We start from the raw sequence: 24324 nt of genomic DNA, 5'->3' as shown, positions 1-24324 counted from the left end.
ACGGCGGGCGGCGATCCGTTCCAGCAGCGATGACACCCTGCCTCACCTCCGGCGATTACCATGGATAACCACACGGATACGGATACTAGAGGGTGGCTGTGATCGGCTGCGGTGGAATCGGTGAGAAACATTGATCCGCTGATGGCGGACGATCACTCATCATGATTCCCACGCATCACCAGCCCGAGTACACCCAACCACGATCAGGCAAGTCCCCTGGCCTGCGGTTTCAGGTTGGCACGACCCCATTGGCGACCCGCAGCAGCAGCCCTCTCGTGTAGCCGCCGAAGGGCGGATGGGCGTCGACCATGATCAGCGAGCAGTTGAGACGTCAGTGAGCTGGAACTCGCAGAGCGCAGCTTGCGCAGCGTCGATGTGGTGATGCTGGAGCCTGTTCTCGGACGCCCGCTGCCCTCCAATCGATGGCTGGACGTAGTCGTACAGAACCGATGCACAACGAAGGTTGAGATGCCATGTGCTTGGGCCGGAAGAGTTTATGGCCTCAAGACATCGGATCTGTGGCTGCTGGAGGACTTGAAGGACGCGGACGGTTCCAATCAGCACTGGCCAGTGAGTGTTTCAGTACATGGGAGCGGGTGACCGTCATGGGTCACCGTAGATGAGCGAGAACGAGAAACCGCAGTCGAAGCGGTCGCGGACTGCTGAGAGGCGGTTGGTGCCGCTTTCGGTGTGGCTGTGTCCCGACGCCACCCCCGGAGAGCCCGGCATCAAGGAGCATCCGCGCGTTACCGAGACGGTATGCGGTCGGCATCGCCAGGCCGTAGGGCGGGAACTGTCCCGGCACTTGATCGGCGCCTGCTCCCGTCCGGGTGGCGTCGTAGCGGATGTCTTCCCGACGAGCGAGACGGTGCTTGTCACAGCGGCAGGCATGGAGCGGCTGGGCGTCGGATGTGTTCCGCGTCTCCCGGATGCGCAGCAGCTCGCCGGCCGTCTGCGGCAGGAACTCGCGGCGGATCAGCGGGCGGCGGTGAGGCTACGTCCCTACGGGCCACATCAACTCCGCGAGGCACTGCTTGGTCTCCAAGGTCGGGTTGAGCTGTTGATCGCGGCGCTTCCGCCTTACCCGGAGACCGGACGACCGGCCGGTCCGGCGTCGGCGTCGTGTCCTTCGTGCAAGGCGGAGCAACCGATGCTTGCGATGCCGCAGCTCGGTCGGTTCCTGGAGGATGCGCGGCATGTTCTCGCGCCGGGCGGTCACTTGGCGGTGATCACGACGGCGCGGCATGAGCGGGGGAGGCTGGTGGACCTGGCGCCGGGGATCATCCGGCGGGCAGGCGCGGCCGGGCTGGCCTACGTGCAGCATGTCATCGCGGTGCGCGTCCCGGTGGAGGGTGACGCGCTGGTTGTCCAGGCCGATCCGGCGGAGCTGGGACAGCTTCGCCGTGCCCAGTCGGCGGAGTTGCCGCCGGTCGTGTCGGTGCACGCGGACGTCTGCCTGTTCGCTCGTAGCGCCGGAGGTGCTCGATGAACGAGAGCGTTCTGCCGTCGGTCCTGGCCACGGGTCAGCTGCAGTCGAGGGTGCAGCGGCGTGGTCGGTATGTCGCGGAGTCGATGAGGCATCCGGGCAAGATGCTCCCGTCGATCGCCGCCCAGGTGATCTCGGTGTTCACTGAGCCGGGCGAGCTGGTGGTGGATCCGATGTGCGGGATCGGGACCACGCTGGTGGAGGCGACGCATCTGGGGCGGCACGCGGCGGGGATGGAGTACGAGGCGGACTTCGCCGGTCTCACCGCTGCCAATGTTCAGCACGCTCGTTCGCAAGGGGCGACGGGATTCGCCCGGGTGGCTTGCGGCGACGCGCGGAACATCGCGGCCGTCTTCGCGAACCTGCGAGGTACGGCCGCGCTGGTGCTGACCTCTCCGCCCTATGGGGTGCGGACGCACGGGCATGTCCGCTGCGGGAGCCGGGAGGGTGGCGGGCCGGTGGAGAAGTCGAACCACCGGTACTCCAAGGACAAGGGGAACCTCGCTCACCGGCCGTTGCCTCAGCTGATGGAGGGCTTCGGGCAGATCCTCGTCGGATGCGGGGAACTGTTGCGGCCCGGCGGAGTCGTCGCCATCACCGTTCGGCCGATCCGGGTCAGCGGGCGGCTCGTTGACCTCCCTGGTCAGGTCATCGAGACCGCGGAGGCGGCTGGTCTGGTCCTCACTCACCGTTTGGCGGCTTTGCTGTGCGGTCTGCGTGATGGCCGGTTGGTGCCCCGGGCGTCGTTCTTCCAGATGCTGGAGGCCTGGAGGGGTCAGGAGAAGGGGCAGCCGGTGTGCGCTGCGGCGCATGAGGATCTTCTCATTCTGCGCAAGCGAGGTGATGAAGGTTGAGGGCGACACTTCATCACAGCTCGACGGTCCTCAATCGCAGCCCGTCGCCGTCCACAGGCTGTGCACGGCGGTCCGGGTCTCGCCTGGTGAGAAGTTGTGTCCAGGCGGTCGTTGACACGGGTGGTCGAGGCGAGCGGTCATGTAGGGCCGCCGGGGGTGGGCGGGCCCGTAGGGCCCGATCCGGTCGCCGGTGGACGCGGGGACCCGTTCCGAACCGGGGCGGGTCGTGAGCGGCGCAGATCACGGGCTGCGGCTGGTCGTGCCGGTGGAGGAGCTCAGGCTCACCCCCGGCACGGCCGGCGTGCTGCTGCGGATCCTGCTCAAGGCCGCCGCCCGCGTGAAGCAGCCGCAGACTGCGAAGGAGCAGCAGAGATGACGATCAGGTTCGGCTTCTACGGCCGGGTGTCGACCGAGGACAACCAGGATCCGGAGGCGTCACGGGCCTGGCAGTTGCATCGGGCGCGGGCGCTGATCGAGTCGCGGGGCGGGGAGATCGTCGCGGAGTTCTTCGACGTCGACAAGTCCCGCTCCATCCCCTGGCAGCTCCGGCCGCACGCGGCGGCGCTGATCGAGGAGCTGAAGGACCCTCGGCGGGGCTTCGACGCGGTCGTGATCGGGGAGCCGCAGCGGGCCTTCTACGGCAACCAGTACAGCCTGACGTTCCCGTTGTTCGAGCACTTCGGTGTGCCGTTGTGGGTGCCCGAGGTGGGCGGGCCGATCGATCCGGCGAACGAGGCCCACGACATGATTATGGGCGTCTTCGGCGGGCTGTCGAAAGGCGAGCGAAACCGGATCAAGATCCGGGTACGTGCCGCGATGGCGGCGATCACCGCGACCGAAGGCAGATTTCTGGGCGGGCGTCCGCCGTACGGGTACAGCCTCCAAGACGCCGGTCCGCATCCGAACCCCGGTAAGGCGGCCGACGGGCGGAGGCTGCGGCGGCTGGTGGCCGATCCGGTCACCTCGCGGGTGGTGCGGTGGATTTACAGCGAGTTCCTCAGAGGGCGGGGGTATCTGGACATCGCCGAGGAGTTGACGCTGCAGGGCATTCTGTCGCCGTCGGCCAGCGATCCTGGGCGGAACAAGCACCGCAATCAGAACGCGTGGTCGAAGTACGCCGTCCGAGTGATCCTCACTAACCCGCGCTACACCGGCCATCAGGTGTGGAACAAGCAGCGCAAGGATGAGATTCTCCTGGATGTGGAGAACGTCGCGCTGGGGACGACGACCAAGCAGCGGTGGAACACCAAGGACCAGTGGATCTGGTCGGAGCATCCGGTCCATGACGCGATCGTGAGCGTCGAGGAGTACCAGCGGGTCCAGGAGATTCTCGCCACGCGTGCCAGGGGCACATTCAGCCAGCGTCCTCACCCCACCCGGCGTCCGTACGCCTTCCGGGGTGTGCTGTTCTGCGGTTACTGCGAGCGCCGGATGCAGGGGAACTGGAACAACCGGCAGGCCTACTACCGGTGCCGCTTTCCTGCCCAGTACGCCATCACCAACGACCTCGACCATCCCAAGGTCGTCTACCTGCGCGAGTCGGAGATCTTGGGTGAGGTCGATGGCTGGCTGGGGACCGCGTTCGGCCCGGACAGATTGGAGCACACGATCGCGGCGATGGCCGAGCAAGTGATCGACCCGAACGAGGCGGCTCTGATCGGTCTGCGGAAGCGGTTGTCGCAGTGTGATCGCAAGCTCAACCAGTACCGATCCGCCCTCGACGCCGGAGGCGACCCGATCGAGATCTCCTCATGGATCAACGAGACGAAGAGCGAACGCGCCCGCCTGGAAGGTGAGTTGAAGGCCGTCCCAGCCGCACAACGCATCAGCGCCGCCGAGATCAGGGCCATGATCGAGGAGGTCGGGGACCTAGTCCGGCTGGTCTCGGAAGCGGACCCGGACGACAAGGCCCAGCTCTACAGCCAGCTCGGACTGAAGCTCACGTACTACCCAGAAAAGCAATATGTGGAGGCCCGGATCGAACCGGAACCCCCACATGTGCGAGCGGTGTGTGTCCGAGGGGGGACTTGAACCCCCATGCCCATCACTGGGCACTAGCACCTCAAGCTAGCGCGTCTGCCTATTCCGCCACCCGGACTTGGTGCCTGCACGCGGGACCGTCATCCCGCGTCGGCTCAGTAAGGCTAGCAAACTCTGAGGGGTGCGTCATACCGAGAATCCGGCCTCCTGCCGAAAGGTGGCTCTGGGGGCGCGGGAATGCCGGGTGATGGCCCGTCGCGGGGTCGCTGATGGGCCGCTCATGACGTACGCCAGAGCGCATTGGCCCAGTTGGGGATGGTTTGGGCTGTGTGGCGTTGGTGAATTTCTGGGGTCGCGGTGAAAAGGCCTTGCGACAACCTTGGGTACTGCTACGGTTACGGACCGTTGAGGGGTGAGAGTCCACGGACCGGCTCCATCCACACTGGGCCGGTTCTGGATAGCGGGAGGTCACGTGGCGCGCGCGGCGATGCATCAGCCGAGGGAGAAGTCCCTCGTTGTGCGTCGCCTGCCCGTGACCTCCCAGGGGCAGGACACGGCCACCGATCGGGTCGACCGGATGGCGCGGTTCGCGGCCGGTGCCCGTCGGCTCGTCATGCGGGCAACCGCGGTCGGCTTCCTGGTAGCCGCCGGGTGGTTGCTCGCTGTTCTGTTCGGTATGCTCACCGCCGCTCCGGCGGCCGCGGACTCCACCGCGGCGACGGGAGCGTCCGCAACAACAGCCGTGGGGCTTCCCGCGTCTGCAACGGCGGCCGCGGATCTTTCCGCGTCTGCGACATCGGCCGCGGGGCTTCCCGTGACCGAAACGGCCGCGGTCCCCTCCGCGGTCACAGAAGTCGGCGCGTCGGCCGCCTCCCTCGACCCTGACCACGTCTCGGCGTCCGACAACGCCGAAGCCATGGCGGGGCGCACGGTCGACGGCCTCAACAGCCAGCAGGATCCTGGCCTGCCGACACCGTCCACCGCCGGCCAGATCCTGGACACCAACGGCTTGGTGCCCAACGGCGGTGGCAGCGGCCCTTTCGGGTCCGCCACCGGGGATGACGCGAGGTCAGGGTTCGACCCGCGGCTCGAGGCGCGGCGTGCACCTCTGGCGTACGTGCTTCCCCCCGTCGTCCGCACAGCGGCGGACGACCCTTCTTTCTCACCTGACTGATCCCCGCCCGGGTACCGGCCGGTCACGCGCGACGGAAGACGTCGCGGGCAAGGCGACGCCGGGCCCTTCTCCAAGTAATCGCGGCGGAGCGCGGCTCTGATCCCCTCCGCCGGCGGGTGAACACGTCAGTTCAGCTGGTTCGCGAATCCGAGGTCTCCGCTGTGCGCGAAACCTCGCACGGCCTCGGGCTGTCCGCGAGCTGTTCAGGTAATCCCCCCAAGAACCACAAGGAGCATCGATATGCGTACGTGGGCGAAGGCATCGACCCCTGCGGCCCTTCTCGCGGTGGCCGTCATGTCGTTCGGCGGCAGCGGCACCGCGCTGGCCGACACCTCGGGCGACGCGTCCATCGGCGGCGGCAACCAGGTCGACCTGCCGATCTCGCTGCCCATCGACATCAGCGGCAACTCCGTCGCGGCGGTCGGCTCGTCGCAGGCCTCTTCGCAGGGCGGCGCCGAGGTCGTGAACAACCGCGGCGGTGGCGGCATCCCCAACCGCACGTCGGGTAACGCGAGCATTCTCGGCGGCAACCAGGTCGACGCGCCGATCAGCGCCCCGATCAACGCCTGCGGCAACGCCGTCTCGCTGATCGGCAGGTCCGACGCGGGCTGCAAGGGTGGCGCTGAGGTGCGCAACCAGGGCCGGGGCGGTACGGGCGGCAACCGTACGTCGGGCGATGCGAGCATCCTCGGCGGCAACCAGGTCACCGCGCCCATCAGCGCCCCGATCAACGCCTGCGGAAACGCGGTCGCGATCTTCGGCGACGCGACGGCGGGCTGCAAGGGCGGCGCCACGGTGAAGAACTCCGGCAAGGGCGGCCCGGGCGGCAACCGCACCTCGGGGCGGGCGAGCATTCTCGGCGGCAACCAGGTCGTCGCGCCGATCAGCGCCCCGATCAACATCTGCGGCAACTCGGTGGCGGTCGTCGGGCGGGCGTTCTCGGGCTGCAAGGGCGGGTCGTCGGTCACCAACGGCGACCCCAAGCGCGGCTACCACCACAAGGGCCGTCACGTGGGCTCGCGGGGCAACGACACCGACGGCCGGTTCGGGGTCGGCAGCGGCAACCAGGTGGTGGCGCCGATCACCCTGCCCATCAACGTCTGCGGCAACGCCGTGGGCAATGCCACGGCCGGATGCGCGGGAGGGGCGACCGTACACAACTCCGGCAGGGGCACGGGCGGCAACCGCACCTCGGGCAACGCGAGCATCCTCGGCGGCAACCAGGTCATCGCGCCGATCACCGCGCCGGTCAACGTCTGCGGCAACGCCGTGGCGCTGGTCGGCCGCGCGTTCGCCGGCTGCAAGGGCGGCGCCCACGTGAAGGAGCCCGGCAGGGGCACGGGCGGCAACCGCACCTCGGGCAACGCGAGCATCCTCGGCGGCAACCAGGTCATCGCCCCGATCACCGCGCCGATCAACGTCTGCGGCAACGCGGTGGCCGTCCTGGGCGATGCCGCGGCCGGATGCCTGGGCGGGGCGCACGTCGGCAAGCCGGGGCACGGAGGACTCAGCGGCCACCAGCGCTTCGCCCGCACCACCGCCAAGACCGCGGCGGCCAAGGGCGGCGTGCTGCCCGTGATCCCGGGCATGCCGGCCCTGGGCGGGACGCCGGACTTCGGCGGCGTCGGCGACGTCGCCAAGCTGCAGGGCGGCGGCCTGACCTCGCTGCCCCTCCTCGATGACGCCTCCCGCACACTCGGCCTACCGAGTGTGCCCGGCCTGCCCGGGCTGCCCGCCCAGGCGAAGACCCCGGCCGCGCCCAAGCGGACCGTCGTGACGCCGGCCAAGCCGAAGAAGCGGACCGCGGCCCCGGCCGACAGGTCCGGTCACGCCCGGCCTTCCGGCGCCGCCGCCTCCCCGCTCGCTCCGGCGACGTCGCTGGTGGCCTCGACCCCGGCCGGCGGCGTGGTGACCTCCGCCACCCGTAACCTGCCTGTCGGAAACCTGGGCCTGATGAGCGCCGAGCAGCCGGCCGGTGTGACGGGGATGAACTCCAGCTCGCTGCTCGCCCTCATGCTCGGTGGGCTGTTCGCCGCCTCGGCCACCCTGTTCGCGACTGCCCGCCGGTTCCGTCCGGGCCGCAGGCACTGAGCAGGACGCCGCAGGCGCTGCGCAGGGCACAGCAGGTGCGTAACAGCGCCTGACCAGATCGGCTGACGCTCGCGTCCGGCGAGCGGTCAGCGAGAGATGCTTTGCCCGTTCCGGGGGCGCGGCCCGGGGCGGGCAAAGCCATGTCCGCGTGCAACATGTCCGCGTGCAACATGTCACCCTTCAAAACGTGCGCCGGACTCGCATGACCTTCCGGCGCAGGCGTACGTGTCGGCTGCCGTCGGGGTGCACGCGTACGCGCGCGAGCTCCCACTGACCGTACTCTGCGTGTTCGGTCAGCAGTTGACGTGCGGCTTCGCGAGTGAGGTCGCGCGGAATGAAGATATCCATGTAGGAGTAGTCGAGCACAACGATTAGTCTCCAGAGTGAGTCAGGGCGCCATGCCGCTCGATGAGCCTTATTCTGCGTGCTTGTGGGTGGACCCGGAAGCCAGTGGGTAGCCCGGGGGGAAGGAAATTTCCGCGAGTCGGGTTACCTTTCAGTCTGTGCCGACTCCCGGCAGGGGGATAGCTAGCGAACAGCGAGGTAGGAAGCAGCGTGCCAGCCAAGAACGGCAGCGCCGGCGGAACACGCCTGGTGATAGTCGAGTCGCCCGCCAAGGCGAAGACCATCGCGGGCTACCTCGGGCGCGGCTACATCGTCGAATCGAGCATCGGCCACATCCGCGATCTGCCGGAGAAGGCCGACGACATTCCCGAGAAGTTCAAGGGTGCGCCTTGGGCCCGCCTCGGGGTGAATGTCGAGCACGAGTTCGAGCCGCTGTACGTCGTCAACCCAGACAAGCGATCGCAGGTCAACAAGCTGCGGCAGCTGCTGAAGGATGCCGACGAGCTCTATCTGGCCACTGACGAGGACCGCGAGGGCGAGGCGATCGCCTGGCACCTGCGCGAGGTGCTCAAGCCCAAGGTCCCGGTGCACCGCATGGTCTTCCACGAGATCACCCAGCAGGCGATCCAGGACGCCGTGGCCAACCCGCGCGACCTCAACCTGCGCCTTGTCGACGCCCAGGAGACCCGGCGCATCCTCGACCGGCTCTACGGCTACGAAGTCAGCCCCGTCCTGTGGAAGAAGGTCAAGCCGCGCCTGTCGGCGGGCCGCGTGCAGTCGGTGGCGACCCGGCTGGTGGTGGAGCGCGAGCGCGACCGTATGGCGTTCACGTCCGCCCACTACTGGGATCTGCAGGCGCTGTTCGACACCGGCAAGGCGGAGGAGCGGCCGCGCGACTTCACCGCGACGCTGACCGTGGTCGACGGCAAGCGGGTGGCGCAGGGGCGCGATTTCACCAGCACGGGCCGGCTGAAGAACGCCGACGTGCTCCACCTGTCCGAGGCCGCCGCGGGCGAGCTGGCGGGCCGGCTGCGGGGTTCGTCATTCGGGGTCAAGTCGGTCGAGCGCAAGCCGTACACCCGCAAGCCCTACGCGCCGTTCAGGACGACCACGCTGCAGCAGGAGGCCAGCAGGAAGCTGGGGTTCTCCGCGAAATACACCATGCAGGTGGCGCAGCGGCTCTACGAGAACGGCTTCATCACCTACATGCGTACCGACAGCATCACGCTGTCGGAGACGGCGGTGGCGGCCGCGCGCTCACAGGCGATCAAGCTGTACGGCGCCGCGTACGTCCCCGACAAGCCCCGCGTCTACGCCAGCAAGGTGAAGAGCGCGCAGGAGGCGCACGAGGCGATCAGGCCGTCGGGCGAGGAGTTCCGCACGCCGGGCGAGACCGGGTTGTCGGGCGACATGTTCCGGCTGTACGAGCTGATCTGGCAGCGTACGGTGTCCTCGCAGATGAAGGACGCGGTCGGCGAGTCGATCACGGTGAAGGTGGCCGGCCGGTCGTCGGGGGGCGAGGACGTCGAGTTCAGCGCCTCGGGGCGGACGATCACGTTCTACGGGTTCCTCAAGGCGTACGTCGAGGGGTCAGATGATCCGTCGACCGACCGCGACGACTCGGAGAAGCGGCTGCCCAACCTGGCCGAGGGCGACGCGCTCACCGTCACCCGGCTCGACGTGGCCGGCCACTCGACCAAGCCGCCCGCCCGTTACACCGAGGCGTCGCTGGTCAAGGAGCTGGAGGATCGCGAGATCGGGCGGCCGTCGACGTACGCCTCGATCATCGGCACGATCCTCGACCGCGGCTACGTGTTCAAGAAGGGCACGGCCCTGGTGCCGTCGTTCCTGGCGTTCGCGGTGGTCAACCTGCTCGAGCAACATTTCGGCAACCTGGTCGACTACGACTTCACGGCCGAGATGGAGAAGGTGCTCGACGACATCGCCAACGACCGGGCGGAGCGGGTGCCGGAGCTGCAGCGCTTCTATTACGGTGTCGACGGCGACGAGGGCCTGAAGGAGATGGTCACCGACCTCGGCGACATCGACGCCAAGGAGATCAGCTCGTTCCCGGTGAAGGGCACCGACATCGTGCTGCGGGTCGGGCGTTACGGCCCCTATCTCGACCGTGACGGCTCGCGGGTCAACGTGCCCGAGGACATGACGCCCGACGAGCTGACGGCGGAGAAGGCGGAGGAGCTGTTCTCGCGGCCGACGGGTGACAGGGAGCTGGGGAAGGACCCGGCGACCGGCCACACGGTCGTGGCGAAGGACGGCCGTTACGGGCCTTACGTGACGGAGGTCCTGCCGGAGCCGGCCGAGGACGAAGCTCCCAAGAAGCGCAAGAAGGCGGATGCACCGAAGCCGCGTACGAGTTCGTTGTTCAAGTCGATGTCGCTCGACACGATCACGCTCGAGGACGCGCTCAAGCTGCTGTCCATCCCCAGGCCTGTGGGCGAGCTCGACGGCGAGGAGGTCGTGGCCTACAACGGCAAGTTCGGCCCCTACCTGAAGAAGGGCACCGACTCCCGTTCGCTGGCCTCCGAGGAAGACCTGCTGACGGTCACCATCGAGCAGGCCAAGGAGTTGTTCGCGCAGCCGAAGCAGCGCGGCCGGCGGGCCGCGGCCGCGGCGCCGCTGCGGGAGCTGGGCGACGACCCCAACTCCAAGAAGCCGGTCGTGGTGAAGGAGGGCAGGTTCGGCCCTTACGTCACCGACGGCGAGACGAACGCGTCGCTGCGCAAGGGCGACACGGTCGAGGACATCACGATCGAGCGGGCGGCGGAGCTGCTGGCCGAGCGTCGTGAGCGGGCTCCCGCGCCGAAGAAGTCGTCGAGGAAGGCTCCGGCGAAAAAGGCCACCGCGAAGAAGCAGGCGACCAAGTCGTAAGTAACATCAGTATGTGTTGTTCGTCCTGATGTTTCTGGGCGTCGTCGCGCTCGCGCATTTCTATCTGTGGCATCGGATGGTGCGTTCGACGACGGGCCCCGGGCGGTTGCGCAAGGCGCTGACCTGGGGCCTGGTGGGCATGGTGCTGCTCGTGGCCGCGGCTTTCGCGGGCTCGCGGGTGGAGTGGGGGCACTGGCTCGCCTGGCCGGGCTACCTGTGGGTGGCCGTGATGTTCTACCTGGTCGTCTTCCTGGTCGTGCTGGAGATCCCGCGGGCCGTGGTGGCGCTGCTGTCGCGCCGGGCCGCTCCGCGGAGCGCGACGCCCGAGCCAGAGCCGGTGCCGGTGCTCGCCGGAGCCGGCGGCCCCGCCGAGGAGGAGCCGGTCGCGCCTCCCGCGGCGGAGGCGGCTCCGATGAGCAGGCGGCTCTTCCTGGGGCGGGCCACCGCCGCGGTCGCCGGCGTGGGTGCGCTGGGCACGGTCGGGTACGGCGTGACGACCGCTCTGGGCGACCCCGTGACCGAACGGGTCGCGGTCACGCTGCCCAAGCTGGATCCCCGGCTCAGCGGCCTGCGGTTCGCCGTGGTGAGCGACGTACACCTGGGGCCGCTGACAGGGCTGCGGCACACCGAGCGCATCGTCCGCATGATCAACGGCCTGGAGGCCGACGTGGTGGCGATCGTGGGCGACCTGGTGGATGGGCCGGTCGCCGAGCTGGGGCCGCTGGCCCGGCCGCTCAAGAGCCTGGAGTCCCGCTACGGGGCCTATTTCGTGACCGGTAACCACGAGTACTACGTGTCCGGAGGCCCCGGCGAGTGGATCGAGGAACTCGCGGAGCTCGGCGTACGTTCTCTGCGCAACGAACGCGTGGAGATCCGGCACCAGGGCGCCGTGCTCGACCTGGCCGGCGTCAACGACGTCGGCGGGGCGGACGCGGGCGACCCTCCGGACTTCGACAGGGCTCTCGGCGGGCGCGCGGCGGGCAGGAGCACCGTGCTGCTCGCCCACCAGCCCATCCAGGTCGCCGAGGCCGCCCGTCACGGCGTCGACCTGCAGCTGTCGGGGCACACGCACGGCGGCCAGCTCGCGCCGTTCAACCTGGTGGTGGGGCTGCAGCAGCCGGTGGTGTCGGGGCTGGCCACGGTCGACGGCGTGCCGGTCTATGTGACCAGGGGCGCCGGGTTCTGGGGGCCGCCGGTGCGCGTGGGGGCTCCGCCCGAGATCACGATGCTCGAGTTGCGCGTCTGACTTTCCGCAATCCGCTGGTCACCTAGGGCCATGATGGCGTACAGTATCCGACCGGATACGAGTCGGAGGTGCGCCGTGGGTTCGTCGCCGGTGGAGCGGGTGCTGCGGCAGGAGGTCGCGCTCTGGGCCGAGCGCGGCGGCCTGCTGTTCAAGCAGGCCAGGCATGCCGCGAGCCTCAACCAGAAGGCCCTGGCCAGCGTGAGCGGCACCTCGCGCACGACGCTGTCGGCCTACGAGCACGGCAGGAAGTCGCCGACGCTGGAGACGGCCGGGCGCATTCTCGACGCCGCCGGGTTCCGGCTGGTGCTGGAGGCGAAGGTCGAGTTCGCCGCGCGCGTGCGCGGCGACGGGCGCACGTTCCACGTGCCGAGCCGGCTGCGGCGGTTGCCGGTCGCGGCGGCGCTGGGCGTCGTGCGGCTGCGCGGTCACGCCCACGACCTGGCCGACCGCGACCAGCGGCGGGTCGCCTACACCACGCTGTTGTGCGAGGGCGGGCCGCAGGAGCTGCTCGACCACGTCGACGGCGTGCTGCTGGTCGAGCTGTTCGACGAGCTGGAGCTGCCGCCCGACATCCGCGCCGAATGGCGGCCATTGGTGGAGGCGGCGCGACATGAGGCCGGAGCTGTCAATTGATGATGGATTTGGGGCCCCTTTCGAGGTGCGAAACCTGCGCACCAGCCCGCGGACGTAATACCCTCAGCCACGAGCAGCCGGGCATTTCCGGCTTCTCTCCCGACTGCCCGCTTCCGGTCAACACCTGGATACGCTGAAATCATGACTGCCCCTGGCCGACGCCGCCCGGCTCACGTGCTGGCCAATGCGCCATTCCGGCGGCTGTGGACCGCCATGTCGGTGTGCAGTCTCGGCGACTGGCTCAACATCCTGGCGCTGACCGCGCTGGCCGGAAACCTGATGCAGGACGACTACCGCGTGCAGTCGCTGGCCATCGGCGGCGTGTTCGTGGCCAAGATGTTGCCCGCCATCCTGCTCGGGCCGCTCGCGGGGGTGTTCGCCGACAGGTTCGACCGGCGGCTGACGATGTTCGCGGCCGACCTCGCCCGGTTCGCCATCGTGTTGTCGATCCCGTTCGTGCACAGCTACCAGTGGGTGATCATCGCGACCCTCCTGGTCGAGTGCATCAACCTGTTCTGGGTCCCGGCCAAGGACGCCACCGTCCCCAACCTGGTGCCCAAGGAGCAGCTCGAGTCGGCCAACCAGCTCAACCTGCTGGTCACCTACGGCACCGCGCCGATCGCCGCCATGCTCTTCGCCGCGCTGTCCGTGGTGGGCGACGTGGTCACGAGCACGGTGCCGTTCCTGTCCGGCCGCGACGCCACAGGGCTGGCGCTCATCGTCAACGCCTGCGCCTACCTCGTGTCGGCCTTCCTGATCTTCACGCTGCGCGGCATTCCCAAGCGTGACGGCGCCATCTCCACGCCGTCCGTGCTCAAGCAGGTCATCGAGGGCTGGCGGTTCGTCGGCGGCCACCGGATGGTGCGCGGCCTCATCATCGGCATGCTGGGCGCGTTCGCCGCCGGCGGGGCCGTGGTCGGCGTCGCCAAGATCTACGTCGGTGCGCTCGGCGGCGGCGACGCGGCCTACGGCGTCGTGTTCGGCGCGGTCTTCGTCGGCATGGCGCTGGGCATGTTCTTCGGGCCCAGGCTGCTGCGCCAGTTGTCGCGCAGGCGGCTGTTCGGCCTGGCCATCACCGTGGCGGGGCTGGTGCTCGTCACGATCGCGCTGGTGCACAACCTGCCGATCGTGGTCATGCTGACCGTCGTGCTCGGCGCGTGCGCGGGCATCGCCTGGATCATCGGCTACACGCTGATCGGGCTCGAGGTCGAAGACGGGCTGCGCGGCCGTACGTTCGCGTTCCTGCAGTCCACCGCGCGCGTGACGCTCCTGCTCGTGGTCGCCGTGGCCAACCCGGTGGCGGCGATCTTCGGCGTGCACGTGCTCGACCTGGGCGAGTTCGCCTACCAGTTCGACGGGTCCAACCTGGTGCTGCTGATCGGCGGCGTGCTCGCGACCGCCGTCGGCCTCCTCGCGCTGCGCCACATGGACGACAGGAAGGGCGTGCCCCTCACCGCCGACCTGATCGCCGCGGTGCGGGGCGAGCGGCTGGGCACCGAGCGGGCCGAGCACGTGCCGGGCCTGTTCGTGGCGTTCGAGGGCGGCGAAGGGTCGGGCAAGACCACCCAGTCGCGGCTGATCGCCATCTGGCTGCGCGACCAGGGCTACGACGTCGTGCAGACGCGCGAGCCCGGCTCCACCAAGGTCGGCATGCGGCTGCGCGCCATCCTGCTCGACGCGGCCGAGCGCGGCCTGTCGGCCCGTGCCGAGGCCCTGCTCTACGCCGCCGACCGGGCCGAGCACGTGGAGAAGGTGATCAGGCCCGCCCTCTACCGCGGCTCGCTCGTGGTCACCGACCGCTACGTCGACTCCTCGCTGGCCTACCAGGGCGCCGGCCGGGCGCTCGACCCCGAGGACGTGTCCAAGATCAACGCTTGGGCGACCGGCGGGCTGGTGCCGCACCTGACCGTCCTCATCGACACGCCGCCCCAGGTGGGGCTCACCCGGCTGGGCGGCGCGGCCGACCGCATCGAGGCGGAGCCGCTGGAGTTCCACGAGCGGGTGCGCAAGGAGTTCCGCAAGCTGGCCGCCGCGGCGCCCGAGCGCTACCTCGTGGTCGACGGCACCCTGCCGGCCGAGGTGCTCACCCGCCAGATCCAGGACCGTATCCACGAGATCCTGCCCGACCCGGTGCCGAGGGAGTCAGAAGACGCCACCGGCACGATGCCCGCCATCCGCGACTAGCCTTGCCTCGTGACGGTTTTCGCTGACCTGGTCGGTCAGGACCAAGCCACCGCCGTGCTCTCGCGGGCCGCGGCGGCGGCCGGCGAGGTCATCGGGGGCGGGCGCGGCGCGGGCATGACGCACGCCTGGCTGTTCACCGGCCCGCCCGGATCGGGCAGGGAAGAGGCCGCCCGCGCCTTCGCCGCGGCGCTGCTGTGCCCCGACGCCGGCTGCGGCCACTGCGACCAGTGCCACCAGGTGCTGATCGGCTCGCATCCCGACCTGGAGTCCGTACGCCCGGAAGGCCTGTCCTACAGCGTCAAGCAGACCCGCGAGCTCATCCTGCGCGCGGCCGGGGCGCCCACGCAGGGCCGGTGGCGGGTCATCCTGTTCGAAGACGCCGACCGGGCCACGGAGTCGGCCGCCAACGCCCTGCTCAAGGCCATCGAGGAGCCGCCGCCTCGCACGGTGTGGCTGTTGTGCTCCCCCGCCCCCGACGACCTGATGATCACCATCAGGTCCCGCTGCCGGCTGGTCACCCTCACCACACCCGCCACGGAGGCCGTCGCCCACGTGCTGGCCACCCGTGACAGCGTGCCGCACGACATCGCCAGGTTCGCCGCCAGAGCCGCCCAGGGGCACGTCAGCAGGGCGCGGGCACTGGCCCTCGACGAGGGAGCCAGGGCACGCCGCGAGGCGGTGCTGAGCATTCCACGCGCGCTGACGGGGGTCGGCGAGTGCGTGGCCGCGGCCGAGCGGCTGGTGAAGACGGCCGAGGAAGAGGCCGCCGCCGCCACGGCCGCCCTCAACGACAACGAGACCGCCGAGCTGCGCAAGATCTACGGCGAGGGCTCCACGGGCAAAGGGCTCAACCGGGGGCTCGTACGCGGCGGCGCGGGCGCGCTGAAGGAGCTGGAGGACCGGCAGAAGTCCCGGGCCACCCGCATCAAACGCGATTCGCTGGACTCGGCGTTGCTGGAGCTGGTGTCCTACTACCGCGACGTGCTGGCCATGCAGTTCGGCGCCGCCATCGAGCTGGCCAACGACGACATCCGCTTCGACCTCGACCAGCTGGCCAAGGCGTCCACCCCCGAGGAGACGCTGCGGCGGATCGACGCGATCATGCAGTGCCGGGAACGCCTGGCCGCCAACGTCAACCCCCAGATCGCGATCGAGGCCATGATGCTGGCGCTCCGCCCATGAGATGACCGGGTGACAGAAGCAGCAGACGAGGCCGCCAGGCGTCTCTGTTACGTGGAAGTCGAACTGCTCACCCAACAGGAAGCCCTCGCCCGGCAGCGCGTGGACGTGGCGTCGATCTTCGCCGAGCACCACGTCGGCCTCGTACGGCTGGCCCTGATCATGCTCGGTGACCAGGCCAGCGCCGAGGACGTCGTGCAGGAGGCGTTCGCCCGCACCCACGCCGGCCGGGGCAGGCTGCGCGACGCCGACAAGGCGCTGGCCTACGTACGTTCCGCGGTGCTCAACGGGTGCCGGTCGGTGCTGCGCAGGCGGGCGACCGCGTTCCGGCGCGCGGTGCCGTACGAACCGCCTGTCTGGTCGGCGGAGAGCGCCGCGATGCTCGGGGAGGAACGGCGCGAGGTGCTGCTGGCGCTGCGCGAGCTGCCGCGCCGGCAGCGCGAGGCCCTCACCCTGCGCTACTACTTCGACCTCACCGACCAGGAGGTCGCCGACACCATGCGGATCAGCGCCGGCACGGCCCGATCCACCATCGCGCGGGGGCTCGCCGCACTCGGCCGGGCACTCGGGGAGGAATCATGAACCACAGCCCGACCGAAGACCGGCTGCGCGAGGCGCTCACGGAGGCGGGCGCCACGCTCGACCCCAGCACGCTCAGGCCGCTGCGGGCGCCGGAGCGGCGCTTCCGGCTGAACCACCGGCTGGTGACGGCGGCCGCGGCGGTCGTGCTCGCGGGGACGGCGGCCGCGGTGGGGCTGGGCGGACCGGGCGACGTCAACCACGCGGTCGCGACCAACGCGGAAGCAGTCCCGATCGACCAGGCCGATATGATCATCCGACTGTGCACGAAGAAAATGTGTGAAGGCCGCGAAGCCACGCCTGCACAGATACATGCCATTGAGCAGGCGATATGGAGGCAACCAGAGGTCGAGGCGGTGGCCTTCGAGGGCCAGGTGTCCGCCTACGAACGCTTCCGCAAGGAATTCGCGAACGATCAGGCGCTGCTGGCCAGGATCCAGCCGGCTGACATGCCGCCGTCGTTCCGGCTCAATCTCAAGGACGGGGCGGCTCCGGAACAGGTGGGGGCGGCACTTCCCAAGCTGCCCGGCGTCTTCAGCCGCGTTGACGTGCCTGCCCATCGTGCCTTCCTCGACCAGATGGAGACCGAGCTCGCCGATGGTGCGGACGTCAGCGTTTTCCTCTGCGGCCGTGGGTCGTCCCAGCCTGCGTGCGGGGCGAAGCGTACCTCTTCCGATGGGCAGGACGTCGAGGTCGTGAAGGAAGGGAGGAAGGTGACGGAGGCGCAGAAGACGGCGATCGAAAAGCTGATCGAGGACATGCCCGAGGTTGACTCGTTCGTCTTCGAGGACCAGGAGGCGGCGTACAGGTCCTTCCGTAAGCAGAACGACGATGAGAAGATGGCGAACGCCATCAAAGTGGAGGACATGCCGGAATCCTTCAGGTTGAAGCTCGTGCAGGAGACCGACGCGGGCAGTGTTGTTCGCACGCTCCAAAGGCAGCCGGGGGTGGCCTCCGTCAACAGCCGTGAGTGCGCCCTGCGAAACATCTCGATCCTGCGCATCTACGGGCTGTCGCTGCCGGCAGACGTGGTGTGCGGCGCGGAAAGGTGATCTGCCGCGCCTGACTCTCGGCGCGGATGGGCACGTAATGTGGCAACGGAAGGCCGCAAGGACCCCCGATGCCGGTCAAGGAGGCGAGCTCGAGCCCATGGGAATGATCATGGCCGTGAGCTTCACCCGCTACGGAAGGCTCTACTACCTCGACCCGGGCGGGCACAGCCCCAAGGTGGGCGACAAGGTGCTCGTACCCACCGACTCGGGTCCAGAGGTGGCGGAGTGCGTGTGGGCGCCCCAATGGAGCAGCGAGGACATCGACGGACTGCCGGTGTGCGCCGGGCCGGCGGAGGAGGAACACCTCGCCCGCGACGAAACCAACAAACGCCGCAGGGCCGAAGCCCGCAGCGTGGCCAAACGCCTCATCAAACGGCACACCCTGCCCATGAAGGTCGTCGGCGTCGACTACCTCGACGAGGACAACGTCTTCACCGTCTACTTCTCTGCGCCCCACCGGGTCGACTTCCGCGCCCTCGTCCGCGACCTGGCCCGCAACCTGCGGGCCAGGGTCGAACTCCGGCAGATCGGCCCCAGGGACGAGGCGCGCCTCCAGGGCGGCATCGGCCCCTGCGGGCGCGACCTGTGCTGCGCGACGTTCCTCAAGGACTTCGAGCCGGTGTCCGTCCGCATGGCCAAAGACCAGGACCTCCCGGTCAACCCGCTGCGGATCGCGGGGGCCTGCGGGCGGCTCATGTGCTGCCTCAAGTACGAACACCCCCTCTACCAGGAGTTCCGCGCCTCGGCGCCCCGAGTGGGGACGAACGTGGAAACCCCGGAAGGCCCCGGGACCGTGGTGGGGCACAACGTACCGTCCGACTCGGTGGTGGTGCGGCTCAACGACGGGGGGCGACGGTGCGCCTGCTCGAAGGCGAGCGTGTGCGGACCGCGGAAGGCGTACGACTCGACGTACGGGGAGCCGGGGCAATAGGTGGGAGCGAGAACCCATCGGGCTCCTGTAGACTCTGTCACGCCGTACGGCACGCCGCCTTAGCTCAGTCGGCCAGAGCACTTCACTCGTAATGAAGGGGTCTGGGGTTCGAATCCCCAAGGCGGCTCCAGGTCAGAAACCCCTCAAGGGATCTTGAGGGGTTTCTGGGTGTCTAAGTGAGTGACTAAACCAGATCCTCCGAGCGTCCGAGCATCTCCGGCGGGAGACGGGCATCCGTCCGATGTGACGTTGGCAGGGCATGGGCACCACCTGGAGTGGCGCTCACCAACTGCCGTTTGGCCGACTGAGGCATGCGGTCCCGACCTATTGGTCCGGGAGTCCCAGCACCAGCTCATCTACCTCATCCGCCTCAGGGGCCGTGGGTAGAGCCTTGCGGACGGTGCGACGCAATCCCACGAAGTTGGCGCCCTCGTCGAGTCCCAGGCCAGCCACAAATTCGGCCTGACGGGCTCCCAGTTCAGCAAGACGTGCATGGACCTGGTTCTCTGCTTTATAGAGCGGGATCGGTAACTTCCACACGTGCTTGTCGATGTGCCGCTCGTCCTTCCCGTACGACATCAAGGGGCGGACAAACTCCGTCAACTCTGGGCTGTTGAGAATGGCACACAAGTAGTAGCCCTCGTGGCGGCTGTTGACCGTCCCCCAGTACAAGGTGTCGTCGCCTCCAACTTGGCCATGGGCTGACTTTTCCGTCACACGTCACACGTACATGCCTGTTCATGAACGTAGCTGCATTTCCGGACACGTCCACGCCTGCTTACGGTCGAGCTGTGATGGAGTTTCGGAAGGATCGCCCCGTGTGGCGACAGGTGGCCGACGAGATGCGCCGGCGGATCGCGGCCATGTCACCGGGCGACCTGGTGGACTCCGAGCAATCGATGGTTCAGGAGTTCGGCATCGCGCGCGGAACGGCGCGGAAGGTGATCGCGCACCTTCGCGAAGAAGGCGTGATCTACACGGTCCCGGGTCTGGGCTCGTTCGCCGGTCCGAAGCCCTTCACGCTCGACCCTGGCTCCCACGTTCTGCTGGTGGCTGTCTGAAGCGTGGGAGCAGGTCCTTTCTCCAGTCGATATCCACCCTTCCGCCTGGCTGGACAACCCCTACGCGGTGATCGTGGGGGCGGCCCTCTTCGGCGCCGGCTTCGGCGCCGCCCAGAACGTGACCCTGGTGCTGATGTTCGCGCGGTCCTCGCCGTCCGCGTCCGGCCGGGTGAGCGCGCTGTGGAACCTCGCCTATGACGGCGGGATGGGGGTCGGCGCCGTGGGCTTCGGGCTCGTGGCCGGGACCGATCATCAGTGAGCGATGACCTGCGGCGCGCCGTACAGAAAGTGCTGCCCGCTGTGAGAGCCGACCTCGAGGCCCTCATCCGCATCCCGTCGTGAGCGCCGACCCGGGCGCGGCCGGGGACGTGCGCCGCTGCGCGGAGCTGTACGGCACAGCTTTTCCGCGCCGGCGCCGCGCACGACATCACAGCTGCGAGAACCGGACGTCCCACCCCCTCGGCGACGTGAGCGAACACCAGCGACGGCACATTAGTTGACACGACATATATGTCGTGTAATCTAATCCTCATGACGAAGGACGAAACCTCCATCAAGCGGGTCTCAGTGGTCAGCACCGGGACCGTGTCGATCCACCCCGAGCACGTAGCCGCGACCCGCAAGCCCATGTACTGGTGGATGTTCACCTCGCGACGCTGGACCCGGCCGCTGCCGATCAACGTCTACGTGGTCGAGCACCGCGACGGCCTGGTCCTGTTCGACACCGGTCAGGACCGCGCCTCGGTCACCGATCCCGGCTACTTCCCCGGCGGCATCACCGGCGTGATGTACGACCGGCTGGCCCGCTTCGACATCGCCCCGGAGCACTCCCTCACCGCCCGGCTGGCGGCCATCGGCTACGACATCCGCGACGTCCACACCGCGGTCATCTCCCACCTCCACCAAGATCACATCGGCGGATTGCGCGAGCTGACCGGCTCCCGGATCGTGGTCAGCCGGCAGGAATGGCAGACCCTGGAGCAACCGGCACCAGAACTGCGCGGGCTGCTGCGCTCGCACATCGACCTGCCCGGGCTGCGCTGGCGCCACCTCGACTTCGAACCTCTGGCCGACCCCGCTCTGGCCCCGTTCACCACCGGGCATGACCTGTTCGACGACGGCAGCATGGTGCTCCTGCCCACTCCCGGCCACACTTCCGGGTCACTGTCGATGCTGGTCCGTGCCCCCGGGCGCACCCCGCTGCTCATGGTCGGAGACCTGACGTACGACACGAACCTGATGGAGCGCGGCCACGTGCCGGGGGTCGGCGAAAGACGCCGGCTGGCCGCCACCACCGAAATGGTCAACCAGCTCCGTCTGAGCAACCCCGGTCTGACGGTCCTGGCCGCGCACGACCCCGGCGCGGCCCCCCAGCTGGCCGCCGCGACCCGCAACAGCCCGCTGACCGCAACCTACGCACCCTCTTGACCAGAAGGAACGACGCGATGCGCCCCGCGGAGGAGTTCCGCTACCTCGTCCTGGCCGCCCAGCGCGAAGGCAACCGGTTGCTGGGGCACGCGCTGAAACCGCTCGGCATCACCACCTCCCAGGCCGAGGTCATCCGCATCCTGCACGATCGCCAGCCCTTGACCCTGAACGGCCTGGGGAAGCTCCTGGTCTGCGAGAGCGGCACCAGCCCCAGCCGCCTGGTCGACCGCCTGGTCGCCGCCGGCGCGATCCGGCGCGCCTCCACAGAATCCCTGCTGGCCGAACCAGTTCGTACCGCTCGATCTCGTGGTCCTTGACCGTCCAGCGCAAGATCAGGTGGTTGAGCTCTGGGTTGCGTCGATGCGGACGTCCGGAGAACTCGTGGGGGTCGAACAAGCTGGCTTGGCCGCTGGCTGGCTGGACCACGAACTCAAGCTTGGCAGGTACGCCATACTCCGCTGCATGTTAAACAGAGGCGCTCATGGGCCCTCGATGCCAAAAGGGGCGGATGTGGGGATCGCGCCGGGTTTTCATTCCGGGTCTGTCCGCGCCACGCTCGGCGGGACATCCCTCGCCAGTCCTCACCGCAGCGGCGAGTCTCGAAGCCGGACCACGACGTGTGTCCCCGGCGTCCCCGCTGTCCCTGCTTGCCATCTGATCAGCGCAAACGTTGACGTACATGAGGGGACACGCGCCACGGCGGGCGTCCCTGCCGCCCCTGAACAGCTTCAAGATCTGAACGGCGCTTCGCGCGCTTCATAGCGCTACGCGCGGTAGAAGCAGGCTGCACCATGTTGCAGCGGTTCTCCGTGCGAAGCACGGCTCAGGAAGGGCGCGCTGAGCGCCGATCTGCTTCGCGTGTTGAGTGACGTTCTGGGTGACAACGAGGGCAAGCGATCTCGGACGTTGACGGACGCCAGCGGACAGTCGAACAGGGCCAGCCAAGCTCTCCGCCGAATAGGAACGGGCGGATCGTGTGAGTCGTCGCCCCATGGGGATGATCATGGCCCACAGGACCATGGCCTCGTGATGCTCGGATAACCGCTCATGGTCCTGCATGCATCGCCTGCGTGCGGCGCGGCGATGGAACCCTGCGGGCTGGGAGATCCACGACGGCGTGCGCTCCACCACCCACCTGCGGGGCAGGACCACGTAGCCGCTGACCTCGTCGCTGCGCTTGACGATCTCCAAGGTGAGCCGGACGTGCTTTTGACCCAGGTCAGAGACGGGGGCGGGCTGCTCTGCGTCGCTGGCGAAGTACGAGCCGCCCTTCCCGCAAGTCGCAGAGCTCGCCAGTTCCCAGGGCTCTTGCATACCGGGTCCTGCCTGTCCGCTCTCGATTTCGCGCGCAAGCCGCCGCGCCTCACCGCCGTGTGACATCCGTGACGGTGGCGCATGTCACACGGCGGCGCTGTCACGGGGAAGGGGGCGCCGGCGCCTCATTTTTGGTCAGGACGCCGCGCGAACGTTCCGCGCGGCGCACATCTCCATGAGTGATCGCCCCGGCCTGGCGCGCGGTGACCGCCGCACGACTACCGCGGCCTGGACGGGAACGGAAGGACATCATGAACAAGGTCTGGTTCATCACCGGCTCGTCGCGCGGGCTCGGCCGTAACTTCGTCGAGGCCGCCCTGTCTCGGGGCGACCGGGTCGCCGCGACCGCCCGCACCACGGCGAGCCTGGACGACCTGGTCACCGCCTACGGCGACGCGCTGCTGCCGCTGGAGCTGGACGTGACCGACAAGCCGGCCGTCTTCGACAGCGTGGTGCAGGCCAAGGAGCACTTCGGCCGCCTGGACGTCGTCGTGAACAACGCCGGCTTCACCCAGGTCGGCGCGGTCGAGGAGCTGAGCGAGCAGGAGCTGCGCGACCAGATGGAGACCAACCTGTTCGGCGCGGTGTGGGTGATCCAGGCCGCCCTGCCCCACCTGCGCGAGCAGCGCTCCGGGCACATCATCCAGCTCTCCTCGGTGGCCGGGATCGTCGCCATGCCGCTCGTCGGCGCCTATCACGCCTCCAAGTGGGCCCTGGAAGGCCTCAACGAGGCCCTCGCCGGCGAGGTCGCCGCGTTCGGCGTCAAGGTGACCATCATCGAGCCGGACGCCTTCGCCACCCGGGACGCTAACAACCCTCTCGACTACGGCCACATGGCGCAGATGGACCCGGCCTACGACGAGCTGCGCCGGCAACTCGCGGCCAACGCGCAGCAGCCCACGGGTGACCCGGCCGCCGCTGCCCAGGCGCTGCTCACCCTCGCGGACACCGACGACCCGCCTCTGCGCGTGCTGTTCGGCCAGGACTTCTACCCCATGATCCAGCAGACGTACGCGGACCGGCTCAAGACCTGGACCGACTGGCACGACCTGTCGGCGCAGGCGCACGGCCCGCTCGGCGCCTGACGTCCACGGCCTTCCTGCGCCGCCGTGTCCGGTGCGGGCGTCACAGCGCAGACGGGATCAAGGATTCTGGTAGGACACTTACTTACCTGACATGGATGACTGCTAAGAGTCATGAGAGATGACCCACTGTTGGCTACCGGGATCCATGAAGCTCAGGCGGCGCGGGTGCTCGTCGTGCCGTTGTCCGGGGCGAGTTCCTGTGCACGGGAGATCTCCTCCAGCCGGGCTGCCTGCTGCTCGGGGAGCGTAAGCGCGAAGCCCTCCAGGTCGCCGTGGAGTTGGTCGAGGGTACTCTGGGCCGATGCTGACGGAGGTGACGCCGGTCCGGATCGTCACGGCCGTTCTTCGCGACGGCGATCGGGTGTTGCTGTGCCATCGAAGCGCTGGACGCCGTTGGTATCCCGACGTGTGGGACCTGCCGGGCGGTCATGTGGAGGAGGGGGAGGATCCGAAAGAGAGCCTTGTCCGCGAGCTTCGGGAGGAGTTGGGAATCGCGGCATCGGAGCCGCTCGGCCCGCCGATGCATGAGATCCGGACCGCGACGTTCGACATGCAGATCTGGTTGGTCGACAGGTGGACCGGAACACCGGTCAACGCCGCGCCGGACGAGCATGACGCTGTGGCGTGGTTCGAGACGTCCGACCTTGACGGCCTGCGACTCGCCCACGAGTCGTATCTCTCGATGCTCACCGCCGTGCTCGGTACGTGACGTCGCACCGAAAGTCAGGGGTGCGCTCATCGGCAGATCCGCACACTGGCACCCGGCGATCGCGGACATTGACGGACGTCAACGGATAGTCGAGCAGGGCAGCG

The 24324-nt window shown here is 68.7% G+C and carries 22 protein-coding genes, 2 tRNA genes and 1 pseudogene; 21 read left to right on the top strand and 4 right to left on the bottom strand.

Annotated elements, in window-relative coordinates; genetic code table 11:
- The first annotated feature begins 619 nt into the window (after nucleotides 1-619).
- From ABGB14_RS34795 to ABGB14_RS34780, 4 genes are all read left to right on the top strand, one after another.
- Nucleotides 620-1489 carry a hypothetical protein gene (locus ABGB14_RS34795; protein WP_347648084.1) on the top strand — a complete coding sequence of 290 codons (870 nt, stop codon included), beginning with the start codon at nucleotides 620-622 and terminating at the stop codon, nucleotides 1487-1489.
- A complete protein-coding gene (locus ABGB14_RS34790; RefSeq protein ID WP_347648083.1) occupies nucleotides 1486-2340 on the top strand; it encodes a DNA methyltransferase in 855 nt (284 codons plus the stop codon). Before ABGB14_RS34795 ends, ABGB14_RS34790 begins: the two co-directional genes overlap by 4 nt.
- A 226-nt stretch (nucleotides 2341-2566) precedes the next feature.
- A complete protein-coding gene (locus ABGB14_RS34785) occupies nucleotides 2567-2716 on the top strand; it encodes a hypothetical protein (RefSeq protein WP_347648082.1) in 150 nt (49 codons plus the stop codon).
- The gene (locus ABGB14_RS34780) at nucleotides 2713-4371 is read left to right on the top strand and encodes a recombinase family protein (protein ID WP_347648081.1); all 1659 of its coding nucleotides are present in this window, start codon (nucleotides 2713-2715) and stop codon (nucleotides 4369-4371) included. Before ABGB14_RS34785 ends, ABGB14_RS34780 begins: the two co-directional genes overlap by 4 nt.
- Here the strand turns inward: ABGB14_RS34780 and ABGB14_RS34775 are convergent.
- Nucleotides 4353-4438 (bottom strand) — tRNA-Leu (locus ABGB14_RS34775). The genes ABGB14_RS34780 and ABGB14_RS34775 overlap by 19 nt on opposite strands.
- Before the next feature lie 354 nt (nucleotides 4439-4792).
- On the opposite strand from ABGB14_RS34775, the gene ABGB14_RS34770 reads away from it, so the two are divergent.
- Together ABGB14_RS34770 and ABGB14_RS34765 are read left to right on the top strand one after the other, a co-directional pair.
- A complete protein-coding gene (locus tag ABGB14_RS34770; protein WP_347648080.1) occupies nucleotides 4793-5494 on the top strand; it encodes a hypothetical protein in 702 nt (233 codons plus the stop codon).
- A gap of 240 nt (nucleotides 5495-5734) precedes the next feature.
- Nucleotides 5735-7585, top strand: a complete 1851-nt coding sequence (locus tag ABGB14_RS34765) for a chaplin family protein (RefSeq protein WP_347648079.1) — start codon at nucleotides 5735-5737, stop codon at nucleotides 7583-7585.
- Between the two features lie 180 nt (nucleotides 7586-7765).
- On the opposite strand, the gene ABGB14_RS34760 is transcribed toward ABGB14_RS34765, so the two are convergent.
- The gene (locus ABGB14_RS34760) at nucleotides 7766-7951 is read right to left on the bottom strand and encodes a DUF5703 family protein (RefSeq protein WP_132517675.1); all 186 of its coding nucleotides are present in this window, start codon (nucleotides 7949-7951) and stop codon (nucleotides 7766-7768) included.
- 189 nt (nucleotides 7952-8140) lie between these two features.
- Here ABGB14_RS34760 and topA point away from each other — a divergent pair, with 189 nt between their 5' ends.
- From topA to ABGB14_RS34715, 9 genes are all read left to right on the top strand, one after another.
- On the top strand, nucleotides 8141-10819 hold the full coding sequence (gene topA, locus ABGB14_RS34755; RefSeq protein ID WP_347648078.1) for a type I DNA topoisomerase: 2679 nt from the start codon (nucleotides 8141-8143) through the stop codon (nucleotides 10817-10819).
- A gap of 13 nt (nucleotides 10820-10832) precedes the next feature.
- Nucleotides 10833-12065, top strand: coding sequence for a metallophosphoesterase (locus ABGB14_RS34750; RefSeq protein WP_347648077.1), 1233 nt, complete (start codon nucleotides 10833-10835; stop codon nucleotides 12063-12065).
- A 75-nt stretch (nucleotides 12066-12140) separates the two neighbouring features.
- Entirely contained in the window at nucleotides 12141-12698 is a 558-nt protein-coding gene (locus tag ABGB14_RS34745) for a helix-turn-helix domain-containing protein (RefSeq protein ID WP_347648076.1), read from the top strand.
- Between the two features lie 141 nt (nucleotides 12699-12839).
- Entirely contained in the window at nucleotides 12840-14882 is a 2043-nt protein-coding gene (tmk, locus tag ABGB14_RS34740) for a dTMP kinase (protein WP_347648075.1), read from the top strand.
- A 9-nt stretch (nucleotides 14883-14891) separates the two neighbouring features.
- Complete coding sequence (locus ABGB14_RS34735; RefSeq protein WP_347648074.1) at nucleotides 14892-16064, top strand: DNA polymerase III subunit delta'; 1173 nt, start codon at nucleotides 14892-14894, stop codon at nucleotides 16062-16064.
- Nucleotides 16065-16073: 9 nt separating this feature from the next.
- Nucleotides 16074-16643 (top strand): sigma-70 family RNA polymerase sigma factor, encoded by a 570-nt coding sequence (locus ABGB14_RS34730; RefSeq protein WP_347648073.1) that lies wholly within the window; start codon nucleotides 16074-16076, stop codon nucleotides 16641-16643.
- Complete coding sequence (locus ABGB14_RS34725) at nucleotides 16640-17692, top strand: permease-like cell division protein FtsX (protein ID WP_347648072.1); 1053 nt, start codon at nucleotides 16640-16642, stop codon at nucleotides 17690-17692. The genes ABGB14_RS34730 and ABGB14_RS34725 overlap by 4 nt, the downstream gene beginning before the upstream one ends.
- A gap of 103 nt (nucleotides 17693-17795) precedes the next feature.
- Nucleotides 17796-18623, top strand: coding sequence for a regulatory iron-sulfur-containing complex subunit RicT (gene ricT, locus ABGB14_RS34720; RefSeq protein ID WP_347648093.1), 828 nt, complete (start codon nucleotides 17796-17798; stop codon nucleotides 18621-18623).
- 53 nt (nucleotides 18624-18676) lie between these two features.
- Nucleotides 18677-18753: transfer RNA gene (locus ABGB14_RS34715), tRNA-Thr, on the top strand.
- 194 nt (nucleotides 18754-18947) lie between these two features.
- Here ABGB14_RS34715 and ABGB14_RS34710 read toward each other — a convergent pair.
- Complete coding sequence (locus ABGB14_RS34710) at nucleotides 18948-19340, bottom strand: hypothetical protein (RefSeq protein WP_347648071.1); 393 nt, start codon at nucleotides 19338-19340, stop codon at nucleotides 18948-18950.
- Nucleotides 19341-19453: 113 nt separating this feature from the next.
- Between ABGB14_RS34710 and ABGB14_RS34705 the strand changes: the two genes are divergently transcribed.
- The 4 genes from ABGB14_RS34705 (at nucleotide 19454) to ABGB14_RS34690 (ending at nucleotide 21429) form a co-directional block, all read left to right on the top strand.
- Nucleotides 19454-19684: a GntR family transcriptional regulator gene (locus ABGB14_RS34705; protein WP_347648070.1), complete on the top strand. Its 231-nt coding sequence runs from the start codon at nucleotides 19454-19456 to the stop codon at nucleotides 19682-19684.
- 73 nt (nucleotides 19685-19757) lie between these two features.
- Nucleotides 19758-19943 (top strand): hypothetical protein, encoded by a 186-nt coding sequence (locus ABGB14_RS34700; protein ID WP_347648069.1) that lies wholly within the window; start codon nucleotides 19758-19760, stop codon nucleotides 19941-19943.
- Between the two features lie 272 nt (nucleotides 19944-20215).
- Nucleotides 20216-21112 carry an N-acyl homoserine lactonase family protein gene (locus ABGB14_RS34695; RefSeq protein WP_347648068.1) on the top strand — a complete coding sequence of 299 codons (897 nt, stop codon included), beginning with the start codon at nucleotides 20216-20218 and terminating at the stop codon, nucleotides 21110-21112.
- A 17-nt stretch (nucleotides 21113-21129) separates the two neighbouring features.
- Nucleotides 21130-21429, top strand: a complete 300-nt coding sequence (locus ABGB14_RS34690; RefSeq protein WP_347648067.1) for a MarR family transcriptional regulator — start codon at nucleotides 21130-21132, stop codon at nucleotides 21427-21429.
- Nucleotides 21430-22210: 781 nt separating this feature from the next.
- Here the strand turns inward: ABGB14_RS34690 and ABGB14_RS34685 are convergent.
- Nucleotides 22211-22306: pseudogene (locus tag ABGB14_RS34685) on the bottom strand (IS5/IS1182 family transposase); the annotation flags it as partial.
- Nucleotides 22307-22677: 371 nt separating this feature from the next.
- Here ABGB14_RS34685 and ABGB14_RS34680 point away from each other — a divergent pair.
- Together ABGB14_RS34680 and ABGB14_RS34675 are read left to right on the top strand one after the other, a co-directional pair.
- Complete coding sequence (locus ABGB14_RS34680; RefSeq protein WP_347648066.1) at nucleotides 22678-23511, top strand: SDR family NAD(P)-dependent oxidoreductase; 834 nt, start codon at nucleotides 22678-22680, stop codon at nucleotides 23509-23511.
- A 301-nt stretch (nucleotides 23512-23812) separates the two neighbouring features.
- The gene (locus tag ABGB14_RS34675; RefSeq protein WP_347648065.1) at nucleotides 23813-24220 is read left to right on the top strand and encodes an NUDIX domain-containing protein; all 408 of its coding nucleotides are present in this window, start codon (nucleotides 23813-23815) and stop codon (nucleotides 24218-24220) included.
- Nucleotides 24221-24324: the final 104 nt, after the last annotated feature.

The sequence above is a fragment of the Nonomuraea sp. B10E15 genome (assembly GCF_039871615.1).
Classification (GTDB): domain Bacteria; phylum Actinomycetota; class Actinomycetes; order Streptosporangiales; family Streptosporangiaceae; genus Nonomuraea.
Note: the sequence above shows the minus strand (reverse complement) of the source record. Positions and strands in the feature narration are given on the sequence as shown.

Coding starts and splice junctions, on each gene's coding strand:
- ABGB14_RS34795 (WP_347648084.1), top strand. CDS start 620: ATGAGCGAGAACGAGAAACCGCAGTCGAAGCGGTCGCGGACTGCTGAG.
- ABGB14_RS34790 (WP_347648083.1), top strand. CDS start 1,486: ATGAACGAGAGCGTTCTGCCGTCGGTCCTGGCCACGGGTCAGCTGCAG.
- ABGB14_RS34780 (WP_347648081.1), top strand. CDS start 2,713: ATGACGATCAGGTTCGGCTTCTACGGCCGGGTGTCGACCGAGGACAAC.
- ABGB14_RS34765 (WP_347648079.1), top strand. CDS start 5,735: ATGCGTACGTGGGCGAAGGCATCGACCCCTGCGGCCCTTCTCGCGGTG.
- tmk (WP_347648075.1), top strand. CDS start 12,840: ATGACTGCCCCTGGCCGACGCCGCCCGGCTCACGTGCTGGCCAATGCG.
- ABGB14_RS34725 (WP_347648072.1), top strand. CDS start 16,640: ATGAACCACAGCCCGACCGAAGACCGGCTGCGCGAGGCGCTCACGGAG.
- ricT (WP_347648093.1), top strand. CDS start 17,796: ATGATCATGGCCGTGAGCTTCACCCGCTACGGAAGGCTCTACTACCTC.
- ABGB14_RS34695 (WP_347648068.1), top strand. CDS start 20,216: ATGACGAAGGACGAAACCTCCATCAAGCGGGTCTCAGTGGTCAGCACC.
- ABGB14_RS34690 (WP_347648067.1), top strand. CDS start 21,130: ATGCGCCCCGCGGAGGAGTTCCGCTACCTCGTCCTGGCCGCCCAGCGC.
- ABGB14_RS34680 (WP_347648066.1), top strand. CDS start 22,678: ATGAACAAGGTCTGGTTCATCACCGGCTCGTCGCGCGGGCTCGGCCGT.
- ABGB14_RS34675 (WP_347648065.1), top strand. CDS start 23,813: ATGCTGACGGAGGTGACGCCGGTCCGGATCGTCACGGCCGTTCTTCGC.